This is a genomic window from [Scytonema hofmanni] UTEX 2349 (assembly GCF_000582685.1).
GTDB lineage: Bacteria > Cyanobacteriota > Cyanobacteriia > Cyanobacteriales > Nostocaceae > Hassallia > Hassallia hofmanni.
Genome location: NZ_KK073768.1, coordinates 4,693,114 through 4,706,511 on the forward strand (window position 1 = coordinate 4,693,114; position 13,398 = coordinate 4,706,511).

Sequence of the window (13,398 nt, forward strand, 5' to 3'; positions counted from 1 at the left end):
TTTCCTCCAGAGAGAAGATTGGGAAAAACGACAACGGTTAGTTTTAGGCACAGCCGCGTATATCAGGACGCGGCTTTTTTCTTAACTGCTAGCTTCGAGCTAGCCTTTGCCCCCGTGTTACCAGGGGAAAGCTTTTAGAACTCCATTCGCTGATATTCAGCTACGGAGGATGCTGCGGGTCTTGCACGCTGTCTAGCCCAGTCCCTAAGGGCTGTGACTTGTTCTTGCATCGTTCGTGACAGCGGCAGTGTTGCCTTCAGTGCAGCAATAATATCTAACTGGGTGAACTCGCGCTCTTGGGCAAAAGCTTCGTACATTGCCGCAACGATCGCTTGTTCAATTTCTGCTCCCGAAAAGCCGTCAGACATCTTGGCTAATTGTTCCAAGTCGAATCGAGTTATGTCTTCCCGGCGTTTCGTTAGGTGAATCTTGTATATATCTTGTCTTTCTTCCGGTGTAGGCAAATCGACAAAGAATATTTCATCAAAGCGTCCTTTCCTCAAGAACTCCCCAGGTAAGCGTTCAACTCTGTTTGCAGTTGCCATCACGAATACTGGAGATTTTTTCTCTTGCATCCAGGTGAGGAAAGAGCCGAAAATCCGGTTGGAAGTACCACCATCGGAATCACCAGAACCACCACTACCAGCGAAGGATTTATCTAATTCATCGATAAATAGAATTGCTGGAGAAATCGATTCTGCTGTCTTCAAGGCGTTACGTAGGTTAGCTTCACTTCGACCCACCATTGAGCCGTCGTAAACTCGTCCCATATCTAAGCGCAACAGGGGTAAACCCCACAGCCTAGAAGTTGTTTTGGCTATCAACGACTTACCACAACCAGGAACTCCCAAAATTAACATTCCTTTCGGTTGGGGCAAACCATACTCTCTTGCTCTTTCTGTGAAAGCATTTGAGCGTTGCTTAAGCCATTTTTTCAACTCTTCTAAACCGCCTACAGCGTCAATGGTTGCATCTTCTTCGATGTATTCTAATATCCCATTGCGTCGAATTAGTTGCTTTTTCTCAGATAAAACTATATCTACTTCATCTTCCGTTAAACGCCCGATAGTTACCTGTGCCTTTCGGTAGACTTTTTCGGCTTCATCTTTAGTTAGACCTAAAGCTGCTCTGAGAAGTTTTTCTCGCGCTTCTGTTGTGAGCCGTCGCCCACGATTTTGGTCTAGATGCTGAGTTAATACTTTGTTTAACTCTGCCATATCTGGTAACTGAAAGTCGAGTACTACAACTTCTTTTTCCAGTTCTATAGGAACTTGCTGCATTGGTGACATCAAGATGATGGTTTTTTGCGTTCCCTTAAAGCTGGCGATCGCATCTCTTAACGATCTGGTTGTCGCAGGTGCATCAATAAACGGATGTAAATCTTTAAGAATAAATATACTTGGTTCTTTTTGCCGGATTATCCACTCAATCGCCGCTTCTGGAGAAACGGTATTATGCTGAGTTACATTCCGGGGTTGCCCATACTCCACGATGCCGTGAGTTACTGTCCATACATAAACTCGTCGCAGAGGCTTTAAAATTTGGGCGATTGTGGAAATTGATTGCTCTGCCCGCTCTTCCTCGGAGGTCACAAGGTAGATTAAAGGGTATTGAGCTTGAATGAGGATATTTAGCTCTTCTTTCATACTATCGACCTACGTGAGACCTTATAAAGACAGTAATGACATCGTTGGTAATGGGTAATGGCAACCGACGAATTATGAATATTACATTTATAATTCCGGTCTAGCAAGGAACTAGTTCTTCCTCACCTTTGGGAAAAGCTTCATCCTCAACCATTTCCTTGACGGGTAGATGCTCTTGAGTTATTCCTGCTTGATTGCTATTAGCTACCAATTCTCGGTCGCGCAAAACTAATGAACTATCACAACTGGGACAGGAATAAACTCTATGAGTTCGTCCATAAGAAGAAGTTTCTACTTCATCAACTAATTCTGAATTTGCCAGGTAGAAAACGAGGGCACGTTCTGCAAGTTCTGACATAGGTTCAGAATCTACTGCTGAACGAATTTTCAGTTTCCTGTGTAGTTCTGGCGACAAATATAAAGTAACCTTCTGCTTCGTTTGCATATAACTGTTGTTGGTCTTACCCGGGTATGTATTTCACGATATAGGCTTAGTTCTAGCTTGTCAAGATGGCAAAACGTTTTGACGCCAATTTTGTTACATTTCTTTACTTGAGACAGAAATCTGATTTGATGCAAATGTAGATTATTAGCTATTTTGTTACACAAGCTAGGTAGACTTCACAGATATTGCTACTGTTCTGTTAAATCGGAAGTTATGGGGCAAAAGTCTTATGTGAGTTGATTTTCCGGCTGAGGCTATAAGTATTTACGTTCATCAGCGAACCAAGTAAAAGGTGTAATAATGTCCACCGCTGTTAAAAACTCTAGAAAACGAAAAACTTATGCGATCGCCTCCAGAATTGGCAAAGCGATCGCCTTATCGTTAATCTTATGCGGCTGTAATGCGCCCAGTTTCCTCAACTCCGGTGTCACATGGAAAACTTATACTAATTCCCGTTATGGCTTTGAATTTTTATATCCCAGCACCTGGACTTCTTTACCACCGCCAGAAAATAATGATGGCATAGCCTTCGTTTCACCGCAAAATACGAGAGTAGAAATTCGCGGTTGGGCAGGTAAACCGCTACCAGATAACATAATTACGGATAAAAACGTAAAAAAAACGATAAATCCCAACTTTAAAACCAACCAAGGAGTATCTGGAGTGTTGGAGGTAGAAGTTGGTAGCCAAGAAAGTTCCATGAGACTGACACTCACAACTCCTCAAGTGAAATATTATTGGCAAGGGCGATCGCCAGCGTCGGAATTTAGCAATTACTATCGCGTGTTTTACTATATCGCCCAGGAGTACCGCATTTCTGGAAAGGAGTGGGGGAGTGGGGGACAAGGGGGACAAGGAGAATAATTCTTCTTTCTCCCCCTGCCTCCCCTGCTCCCCCTGCCTCCCCTGCCTCCCCTGCTCCCCCTGCTCCCCCTGCTCCCCCTGCTCCCTCATCTCCCCCCATGATTCTGTGCGAGAGGGGACACAAACCTGGTAGATTTAGCTATCAGCGAGTAAAAATTGGTTGAAGATGAAAGTCCTGGTTATTGGTGGTGACGGGTATTGCGGTTGGGCAACTGCACTTTACCTTTCCAATCGAGGTTATGAAGTTGGGATTTTAGATAGTTTGGTGCGGCGGCACTGGGATAATGAATTAGGTGTGGAAACGTTAACACCCATCGCACCAATTCAACACCGGATTCAGCGCTGGCATGATTTAACTGGTAAATCCATCGACTTATTCGTTGGGGATATCACCAATTATGAATTTCTGAACAAAGCGCTGCACAAATTTCAGCCTGAGGCAATTGTACATTTTGGCGAACAGCGATCGGCTCCGTTTTCCATGATTGACCGCGAACACGCAGTTCTCACACAGATGAATAACGTAGTCGGCACTTTGAATTTGCTGTATGCGATGCGGGAAGATTTCCCAGACTGTCATCTGGTGAAGTTGGGAACAATGGGTGAATACGGTACACCCAACATCGACATAGAAGAAGGGTACATTACGATTGAACACAATGGGCGTAAAGATACTTTGCCCTATCCGAAACAGCCCGGTTCAATGTACCACTTAAGCAAAGTCCATGATAGCCATAACATACACTTTGCTTGTAGAATTTGGGGCTTACGGGCAACAGATTTAAATCAAGGAGTAGTTTACGGCGTCTTAACCGAAGAAACGGGGATGGACGAAATGTTGATTAATCGCCTGGATTATGATGGAGTGTTTGGTACTGCGTTAAATCGGTTTTGTATTCAAGCTGCGATCGCACATCCTTTGACTGTTTATGGCAAAGGTGGACAAACTCGCGGCTTTTTAGACATTCGCGATACAGTGCGATGTGTGGAATTAGCGATCGCTAACCCCGCACAACCCGGAGAATTCCGCGTATTTAACCAATTTACCGAACTATTCAGCGTCGGTGACTTGGCAGCGATGGTAGAAAAAGCTGGAAACGCAATGGGATTAAAAGTGGAAATCAATCACATTGATAATCCCAGAGTCGAAAAAGAAGAACATTACTTCAACGCGAAAAACACCAAACTGTTAGATTTGGGCTTAGAACCTCACTATCTCTCAGATTCTTTACTTGATTCTCTGCTAAACTTTGCCGTCAAGTATCAAAACCGAGTTGACAACAAGCAAATTATGCCGAAAGTATCTTGGCATCGCAACAGCAAAGGATGAAGAGGCGATCGCTTATTCTCTGGTTGTTAGTCATACTACCAGGTATGGCAGCTAGCGCTATCAGCGTCTACTACCTAATTCCAGAATGGGTAGTACTCGATGCTAGCTACAAGCATTATCAGCAAATAGCTAAGTCTTCATCTTCGACGGTGAATGACTTACTAATTGCTGAAGCAGCAGAAAACAGACATAGAATAAATTGTTTTGCTGAAGGTGTCGGAGTTTTGTTAGGTGGGGTTATTGTCGCTATTGGCATTCATGGCATTTGCACCTTGCCTAACAAAACATCTTAATTTGAATGGGGAACCTGACATGCAGCTAGCTACAGAAGCTTATTTAACTCAACTAGCTCGGTTGCCTAAAACTGGTCGGCATATTGTAGCACAATATGACGACCATTCAATAGTTGTTTATCAAGCTTATCGTCCGGAAATTGGTCATTTTGCCGCTACTCACGGTTATTTTGGCGGAGAATTTAAACGCGATCGCAAGTTATGGTAATCCCAAATCATTTGTGAAAAGTTAGATCCCCGACTTCTTAAAAGGATACAGCTATTGCGAATGGTAGGTCTGACCCCTCATTTTATTCAAAAACCTCGTAGAGACGTTCCGGCGGAACGTCTCTACAATTGTGTGGAATGTCTCTACAATTGTGTGGAACGTCTCTACAATTCGGCGGAACGTCTCTACAATTCGGCGGAACATCTCTACAATTGTGTGGAATGTCGAAAAATCGTGATATAAGGGGTGATACCCCTAATTCGCTCTTCTGTATCCGTAAAATGCGAAGAATCATCATCACCCATCTGGAGCAAAACCTTAAAAGTGGCTGTGCGGAATTGATTACGCCCCGCGAAACAGTTTACTCTGTGAGTGATATCGAAATCCAACAAAAGCTGGGATTAACCGCCTTTACTGAGTAGTTTATGAGAATTGCCTTATTCACCGAAACCTTTTTGCCCAAGGTTGATGGGATTGTGACACGCTTAAGTCACACCATAGACCATTTACAGCGCAACGGCGACTCTGTGCTAGTGATTGCCCCGGAGGGTGGAATTACTGAATATAAAGGAGCAAAAGTATACGGCGTGACTGGCTTTCCGCTGCCTCTGTATCCAGAGTTAAAAATGGCACTTCCTCGCCCAGCAATTGGCTACGAACTGGAAAAATTTCAGCCCCATATTATCCATGTAGTGAATCCGGCGGTTTTGGGATTGGCGGGGATATTTCATAGCAAATTAAATAATATTCCCTTAGTAGCGTCTTATCATACGCACTTACCGCAGTATCTTCAGCATTACGGCTTGGGAATGTTAGAAGGCTTTTTATGGGAATTGCTGAAAGCGGGACATAATCAAGCCGCGTTGAATTTGTGTACCTCTACAGTGATGATGGACGAATTGACGACACACGGTATAGAAAGAGTGAATTTGTGGCAAAGAGGAGTAGATACAGAATTATTTCATCCAGATTTAGCGAGTGAAGAAATGCGATCGCGTTTATCGCAAAATCACCCAGAAAGCCATCTTTTACTATACGTCGGTCGTCTTGGTGCAGAAAAAGAAATTGAGCGCATCAAACCAATTTTAGAAGCAATTCCCGCAGCGCGTTTGGCATTGGTGGGAGATGGTCCCCATCGTCAAGCACTCGAAAAACACTTTGCAGGGACAAACACTAATTTTGTCGGTTATCTTACCGGCAGAGATTTAGGTTCTGCTTTTGCCAGCGCTGATGCTTTTATTTTTCCTTCCCGTACAGAAACGTTAGGATTAGTATTATTAGAAGCAATGGCTGCTGGGTGTCCAGTGGTCGCAGCTCGTTCGGGCGGAATTCCTGATATTGTTACAGATGGGGTGAATGGGTATCTTTTTGAACCAGAAGCTGATATCCAAAGTGCTATAACCGCTACTGTTCGCCTTCTAGAACAAAAACAAGAACGAGAAATCATCCGTCAAAATGCCCGACTCGAAGCCGAACTTTGGGGCTGGGCATCTGCCACACGCCAGCTACAAGATTACTATCAAAAGGTGCTCTACTCTGAATACTCTAAAATCTAAAATCTAAAATCCTCATGGCACTTCCCAGTCCTGGTAGCGTCCTGGCTACATTAACTGAACTTACTCAAGTTAATCGCACCCACGCTCTAGTGCGTCGTGTCAAAGACCTTTCTGTAAACGAATTTGTTTGTTTACTAGATTTTATTACCGCAGAGTTCCAGCAATTTCTTAGGGCAATTGAACTAATTAATAATGAAGCCCTAGAAACAATGCTGGAGAAGGTATTAGAGGCGATTACACTTAAAATTGGTCAAATTCTCCAAGCAGAACATACTACCATTTTTTTGGTTGACTATGACAAAAATCAACTGTGGTCAAAAGTTCCCCAAAATAATACCGAAAAAACTTTAGAAATTCGCACTCCCATTGCAGTAGGCATTCCCGGTCATGTTGCTAGCACGGGTGAATATTTAAATATATCTCAAGCTCCTACTCACCCTTTATTTAGCCCAGAATTAGAAAAGCAAATCGGCTACAAAATCCGCAATATTTTATGTATGCCAGTTGTCAGTAGCAAAAATCAGATTGTGGCAGTGGTACAACTAGCAAATAAAGCGGGAGATATTCCTTTTAATTATGATGATGAAGTTTGTTTTCGAGACTTTGCTTCTTCTATTGGTATTATCTTAGAAAGTTGCCAATCTTTTTATGTAGCAGCTCGCAATCAAAGAGGTGCTACGGCACTTTTGCGGGCTACTCAAACATTAGGGCAAAGTCTCGATTTAGAAGCTACTTTACAGATAGTAATGGAGCAAGCCCGGATTTTAATGCAAGCAGACCGCAGCACGCTGTTTTTGCATCGGAAAGAAATGGGCGAACTTTGGACGAAAGTAGAGGTAGCCGATCGCTCAACGATGGTGGAAATCCGCATCCCTGCTAATCGTGGCATTGTCGGTTATGTGGCATCTACTGGTAAAGCTTTAAATATCTCGGATGCTTACAAAGACCCGCGCTTTGACCCAACTACAGATCAAAAAACTGGTTATATAACTCAAAATATTCTCTGTTTACCAGTATTTAATTCAGCTAATGAATTAATTGGGGTGACGCAGTTAATTAATAAGCACCAAGGCAGCTTTACTTCCTCTGATGAAGAGTTTATGAGAGCATTTAATATCCAAGCCGGAATTGCGCTGGAAAATGCTCGTTTATTTGAAAGTGTGCTGTTAGAAAAACAATATCAAAAAGACATTTTGCAAAGTCTATCTGATGCGGTAATTTCTACAGATATGCAAGGGCGGATTGTCACAATTAATGATGCAGCTTTAGAGTTACTTGGTTGTCCTTCCGGAGAAGTTGATGCCAAAAACAACAAGCCTTTGTGGGAAAAAAATTTGATTAATCGGCTGGTTTGGGAGGTCGTGCCGATTGACAATTTGCAAATGCGATTGGAGGATAGTTTAAAAACTGGTGCAAGACATTATGTGCCAGAGCAAAGTTTGATAGTGGGACTTCATCAAGTTAAAAGTAGAGACGCGATTAATCGCGTCTGTAGAGACGTTCCGTCGTCACGTCTGTACGATGGGAAAGAAATAGGTAGAGACGTTCCGTCGTCACGTCTGTACGATGGGAAAGAAATAGGTAGAGACGTTCCACGGTCACGTCTGTACGAGAGTAAAGAAATTAGTAACCATGACATTTATATTTTGGCAGTAGGCGATCGCACTAACCCAGATATATTTATCCCCTGGAATCAACCGTTTACTCCCCAATCTGAGTTCTTGAGTTCTGCTGATGTTAAAAAAATAGAACGTAGCACGAATCTGACTGTCAACCCGTTAACAAACCCAGAAGGGGGGGTACGTGGTGGTTTGGTGGTGCTAGAAGACATCAGTCAGGAAAAACGGATGAAAACTACAATGTACCGTTACCTGACACCTCATGTGGCAGAGCAAGTTATGGCACTGGGAGAAGATGCTTTAATGGTAGGTGAGCGCAAGGAAGTCACCATTTTGTTTTCTGATATTCGAGGCTACACCACACTAACAGAAAATCTCGGTGCAGCTGAAGTGGTTTCGCTGCTAAATCAGTATTTTGAAACGATGGTGGAAGCGGTTTTTAACCATGAAGGGACTTTAGATAAGTTCATTGGGGATGCTTTAATGGCAGTGTTTGGTGCCCCCCTAACGCTAATGGAAAACCACGCTTGGAAGGCTGTACAATCGGCGTTGGATATGCGAAAACGATTAGCAGAATTTAACCAACGGCGGATTATTCAAGCACAACCAGAAATTCATATTGGGATTGGTATTAGTTCTGGGGAAGTGGTTTCTGGTAATATTGGTTCCCAGAAACGAATGGATTATACAGTAATTGGCGATGGGGTGAATTTAAGTTCGCGGTTGGAAGGAGTAACTAAAGAATATGGCTGCGATATTATTTTAAGTGAGTTCACTTACGAATTGTGTAGCCATCGCATCTGGGTACGCGAGTTAGACAGAATTCGCGTTAAGGGTAAACATCAAGCGGTGAATATTTATGAATTAATCGGCGATCGCTCTACTCCCCTAGACAACACCACCCAGGAATTTTTATCATATTACCATGCCGGACGTGCCGCTTATTTAGCCCGTCACTTCAAAGAAGCGATCGCCTGTTTTGAAGCCGCAAAACGCATCCGACCCACAGACCAAGCTGTTAATATCCATCTAAAACGCGCTAATAATTACCAACAAACACCTCCCCCAAGTTCCTGGGATGGAGTCTGGACAATGGTTGCAAAGTAGAGACGTTCCGGCGGAACGTCTGTACAATAGACATCTCCATAAATTAAATATGCGTCATCCAAAACCCCAAGAGACGCGAAATTGAACTTCGTCCCGCTTCGCTAACACGTCTCTACATTCTTTTTCACCAGATGTCTAATAGTCAAGAGTCAAAAGTCAACAGTTGTTATTCTTGTCCCCTTGTCCCCTTGTCCCCCCATCCCCTTGTCCCCTGTCCCCTACTCCCCCTGCCCCTCATCATCCAGAAACGGCTGTTCACCAATTCTCAGTTGTTTTTTCGTGCGCTTCAATTCTTTCCAAAGACTCTTTATTTGGTCATATGCTTGTTCTGGTGGTAGTTTTCCACCTGTTTCTAAGTTGCAGATGTAGCTAATTTTCTGAGCAAATTCCTGTAAATTGGCATTAAAAACTAAGTTTTCTGGCTTGACCTGACCGTAATAGCGACCACGAGGATAGAGAAAATCGTCTTTATTCATTATTGTTATTTTAAATGAAATGCTGATTGTAATTAGCTTAACTTGAAATTCTCAACTTGTATGTGGTATTCTATACGACAATTTTTTACCTATGAAATTCTGCAAAAAAAATATAATTTGATTTTCATGTAAAAATACTATTCCCAATGTCACAAAATATACGCTTAAGTCGGAATGACGATTCACTTACGGTAAATTTTCTTTCGTTTTTTGTCATTTGTTTCCAGTTAATGACTAATAACTAAAGATAAAATGGTTAAGCTCGAAAGCATCAAAGCTGCCGATCGCTTAAAAAACTTTACCTGCCATCATGAGTGTTAATTCAAAAATATACGAAGGCAAAGCAAAAATTCTCTACTCAACGGAAGATCCGGAAGTTTTGTTAGCTGACTTCAAAGATGATGCCACTGCCTTTAACGCTCAAAAGCGTGGTAGTATTTTGGGGAAAGGAGCTATTAATTGTAGCATCTCCGCTAAATTATTTCAAGAGTTGGAAACCCAAGGCATTAAAACTCACTTTATTGACAGCCCAAAGGCAAATCAAATGCGGGTAAAGGCAGTTAAAATTGTGCCTTTAGAAGTAGTGGTGAGAAACATTGCTGCTGGCAGTCTGTGTCAGCAAACAGGATTGCCATTAGGAACCGTTCTGAAAAAGCCTTTGGTAGAGTTTTATTATAAAAGTGATGAATTAGGAGATCCTTTGTTGACAAGCGATCGCCTGCATCTATTAGAACTAGCAACTCCGGAACAAGTTGAGACAATAACCCATCTAGCATTGCAAATCAACGAGTTTCTCCGTGGCTTTTGGGAACGGTGTGGAATTACACTAGTAGACTTCAAACTAGAATTTGGTGTTGACTCACAACAGCAATTGCTCTTAGCAGATGAAATTAGCCCCGACACCTGCCGCTTGTGGGATCAAGCCGAAAACGACCCCAACCGTCGAGTAATGGACAAAGACCGCTTCCGCCGAGACTTAGGGAATGTAGAAAATGCTTATCAGGAGGTTTTGCAACGAGTGTTAAAACAGGAGGGGGAAAGGGGAAAGGGGAAAGGGGAAAGGGAATGAAAATAAAGAATCATTTAAATACGTGTATTGCATTTTCCCCCTTTCCCCCTTTACCTTTACCCTTTTCCCCTATGAAGTAGAGTAAGATTGCTTTTCGTTATTTGTGTGGAAGTGAAGAGGAATGTGAATAAAATGCGTTTATCTCCCGTATTGGTGGCGGCTTTGACAATTGCAGCCCCTTTGGGCAGCTCTTTGAGTGCAAATGCACAAACCCCTAATAGTTCAAAACAGAAATCAGTCGTTTTGCAACCAACGACAAATCAAGACTCGCAACTGGTAAATCAAAGTGCCAACGTTCAAGGTGCAGAAGCTTTAAGAGTATTACCTCGTTCCATCTCGGATGTGAATCTGGAAAACCTTAAAAAGCAGCCGGGTGTTGTCGCCGTTTTTCCAGCAAACAAGCCAGTAGTAATAATACCAAGCGTTACAGCGCCAATTACGGCACAAAATCCGCCGTCAAACCCAAATATTCCCGGTTCAAATACAGTTCCCGATATTCAGCCGACTGAAACTCAACAACAAGTTCCTTCCCAGACTCTGCCAACGCTGAATCCTAATCAGCCAACACCTGAAGAAAATCAACAACCGCCAAATCAGCAACTCAATCAGCCGGCACCTGAAGAAAATCAACAACAGGAAAATCAACAATTCAATCAGCCGGCACCAGGAGAAAATCAACAACCGCCAAATCAGCAACTTAATCAGCCGGCACCCGAACAAAATCAGCAACTCAATCAGCCGGCACCAGGAGAAAATCAACAACAGGAAAATCAACAATTCAATCAGCCGGCACCAGGAGAAAATCAACAACCGCCAAATCAGCAACTTAATCAGCCGACACCAGGAGAAAATCAACAAAACGCAACTCCAGAAGCGACAGAAGCCCGCGTTTTAGTATCAGAGGTATCGGTTAAAAATCAGGCTGGACAACCAATATTAGCGGAACTAGAAAACCAAGTTTACAAAGCGATTCGTACCCAACCAGGAAGAACAACAACGCGATCGCAACTACAGCAAGATATTAACGCGATCTTTGGTACTGGTTACTTCTCTAATGTCCAGGCAGTGCCAGAAGATACACCATTAGGCGTGCGCGTCAGCTTCGTAGTGCAGCCCAACCCCGTCTTAACTAAAGTCCAAATCCAGGCAAATCCTGGCACAAATGTCGCGTCCGTACTACCTGCTAATGCCGTTGATGAAATATTTAAAGAGCAATATGGCGGCATTCTCAACTTACGTAGCTTGCAGGAAGGCATCAAAACTTTAACCAAGCGCTATCAAGACCAAGGTTATGTACTAGCTAACCTAGTGGGTGCCCCGCAAGTAGCAGAAAACGGAGTTGTCACCCTGCAAGTAGCAGAAGGGGTGGTAGAAAATATTCGCGTTCGATTCCGCAACAAAGACGGTCAAGACACAGACGATAAAGGACAACCAATCCGGGGTCGGACGCGGGACTATATAGTTAAGCGAGAATTGGAATTGAAGCCCGGACAAGTCTTTAACCGCAACATAATACAAAAAGACTTGCAAAGGGTATTTGGACTGGGACTATTTGAAGATATAAATGTTTCCCTTGACCCAGGCACTGACCCTAGCAAAGTGAATGTAGTGGTGAATGTGGCTGAACGCAATAGTGGTTCTATCGCAGCAGGTGCAGGGATTAGTTCTGCCAGTGGGCTATTTGGTACCGTCAGCTATCAGCAGCAAAATTTAGGGGGAAGAAACCAAAAATTAGGTGCGGAGGTACAAGTAGGACAAAGAGAATTACTGTTTGATTTGCGGTTTACAGACCCGTGGATTGCCGGCGATCCGAACCGCACTTCCTATACAGCGAATATTTTCCGCCGTCAGTCAATTTCGTTGATTTTTGATGGTAATGATGAGAATATTGATACTTTTAACCCTGGAAGACCAGATGAAAATGGCGATCGCCCGCGTGTTATCCGTACCGGTGGTGGTATCACCTTTACTCGTCCCTTGTCCGGTAATCCCTTCAAAAGTTCCGAATGGACAGCTTCAGCTGGTTTCCAATATCAAAGAGTTTCGATCACTGATGCCGATGGCAACATCAGAAGGTTAGGACGAGTCGAGAATAGTACTGACCCAAATGATCGACTGGATCTAAGTCAATCAGGGGAAGGTAGAGACGACTTGCTGCTATTGCAATTAGGAGCCGCACGCGATCGCCGCAATAACGCCTTGCAACCTACCAGAGGTTCTTTCCTCCGCTTTGGGGTCGATCAATCAGTGCCAGTGGGATTAGGCAGCATTTTCCTCACTAGATTACGGGGTAGTTACAGCCAATATGTCCCCGTCAAATTTACTAACTTTAACAAAGGAGCACAAACTCTCGCTTTCAACATTCAAGGCGGAACCGTCCTGGGTGACTTACCTCCTTACGAAGCCTTTACCCTTGGTGGGAGCAACTCCGTCCGGGGTTATGAAGAAGGACAATTAGCTAGTTCGCGCAGTTATGTGCAAGCATCACTTGAATATCGCTTCCCTGTTTTTTCCGTAGTCAGTGGCGCACTATTTTTTGATGTCGGTAGTGACTTGGGAAGCAGTACTAGGGCAGCTGAGTTACTGAACAAAGGCGGTACAGGTTATGGCTACGGTCTTGGCGTCCGCGTGCAGTCCCCACTAGGACCGATTCGCGTTGACTACGGTATCAACGACGATGGCGACAGCCGGATCAATTTTGGGATTGGGGAAAGATTTTAAGTTAGTGGTTAGTGGTTGGTGGTTGGTGGGTAATGAGTAATTTTTGACAACGATCAACCATCAA

12 protein-coding genes are annotated in these 13,398 nt (G+C 43.5%); 9 read left to right on the forward strand and 3 right to left on the reverse strand.

The window, feature by feature from the left end; genetic code table 11:
• Window positions 1-134 precede the first annotated feature (134 nt).
• On the reverse strand, window positions 135-1,646 hold the full coding sequence (ycf46, locus tag TOL9009_RS0126450; protein WP_029636062.1) for a stress-responsive protein Ycf46: 1,512 nt from the start codon (window positions 1,644-1,646) through the stop codon (window positions 135-137).
• A gap of 100 nt (window positions 1,647-1,746) precedes the next feature.
• On the reverse strand, window positions 1,747-2,091 hold the full coding sequence (locus tag TOL9009_RS0126455; protein ID WP_029636064.1) for a hypothetical protein: 345 nt from the start codon (window positions 2,089-2,091) through the stop codon (window positions 1,747-1,749).
• A 300-nt stretch (window positions 2,092-2,391) separates the two neighbouring features.
• Here TOL9009_RS0126455 and TOL9009_RS40560 point away from each other — a divergent pair, with 300 nt between their 5' ends.
• From TOL9009_RS40560 to TOL9009_RS0126490, 7 genes are all read left to right on the forward strand, one after another.
• Window positions 2,392-2,955 (forward strand): hypothetical protein, encoded by a 564-nt coding sequence (locus TOL9009_RS40560; RefSeq protein WP_051503034.1) that lies wholly within the window; start codon window positions 2,392-2,394, stop codon window positions 2,953-2,955.
• 166 nt (window positions 2,956-3,121) lie between these two features.
• Window positions 3,122-4,285, forward strand: a complete 1,164-nt coding sequence (locus TOL9009_RS0126465; RefSeq protein WP_029636066.1) for an NAD-dependent epimerase/dehydratase family protein — start codon at window positions 3,122-3,124, stop codon at window positions 4,283-4,285.
• Window positions 4,261-4,578 carry a hypothetical protein gene (locus tag TOL9009_RS0126470; protein ID WP_242055193.1) on the forward strand — a complete coding sequence of 106 codons (318 nt, stop codon included), beginning with the start codon at window positions 4,261-4,263 and terminating at the stop codon, window positions 4,576-4,578. Before TOL9009_RS0126465 ends, TOL9009_RS0126470 begins: the two co-directional genes overlap by 25 nt.
• Before the next feature lie 19 nt (window positions 4,579-4,597).
• Window positions 4,598-4,786: a DUF4291 family protein gene (locus tag TOL9009_RS0126475; protein ID WP_029636071.1), complete on the forward strand. Its 189-nt coding sequence runs from the start codon at window positions 4,598-4,600 to the stop codon at window positions 4,784-4,786.
• 137 nt (window positions 4,787-4,923) lie between these two features.
• Window positions 4,924-5,208, forward strand: coding sequence for a hypothetical protein (locus TOL9009_RS46225; protein ID WP_144238348.1), 285 nt, complete (start codon window positions 4,924-4,926; stop codon window positions 5,206-5,208).
• 3 nt (window positions 5,209-5,211) lie between these two features.
• On the forward strand, window positions 5,212-6,342 hold the full coding sequence (locus tag TOL9009_RS0126485; protein ID WP_029636073.1) for a glycosyltransferase family 4 protein: 1,131 nt from the start codon (window positions 5,212-5,214) through the stop codon (window positions 6,340-6,342).
• A 14-nt stretch (window positions 6,343-6,356) separates the two neighbouring features.
• A complete protein-coding gene (locus TOL9009_RS0126490; protein WP_029636075.1) occupies window positions 6,357-9,068 on the forward strand; it encodes a GAF domain-containing protein in 2,712 nt (903 codons plus the stop codon).
• Window positions 9,069-9,286: 218 nt separating this feature from the next.
• Here the strand turns inward: TOL9009_RS0126490 and TOL9009_RS0126495 are convergent, their stop codons facing one another.
• The gene (locus tag TOL9009_RS0126495; protein WP_038296604.1) at window positions 9,287-9,544 is read right to left on the reverse strand and encodes a DUF7219 family protein; all 258 of its coding nucleotides are present in this window, start codon (window positions 9,542-9,544) and stop codon (window positions 9,287-9,289) included.
• A 310-nt stretch (window positions 9,545-9,854) separates the two neighbouring features.
• Between TOL9009_RS0126495 and purC the strand changes: the two genes are divergently transcribed.
• Window positions 9,855-10,613: a phosphoribosylaminoimidazolesuccinocarboxamide synthase gene (purC, locus tag TOL9009_RS0126500; RefSeq protein ID WP_029636079.1), complete on the forward strand. Its 759-nt coding sequence runs from the start codon at window positions 9,855-9,857 to the stop codon at window positions 10,611-10,613.
• A gap of 132 nt (window positions 10,614-10,745) precedes the next feature.
• Window positions 10,746-13,334, forward strand: coding sequence for a BamA/TamA family outer membrane protein (locus TOL9009_RS0126505; protein WP_029636082.1), 2,589 nt, complete (start codon window positions 10,746-10,748; stop codon window positions 13,332-13,334).
• Window positions 13,335-13,398 lie beyond the last annotated feature (64 nt).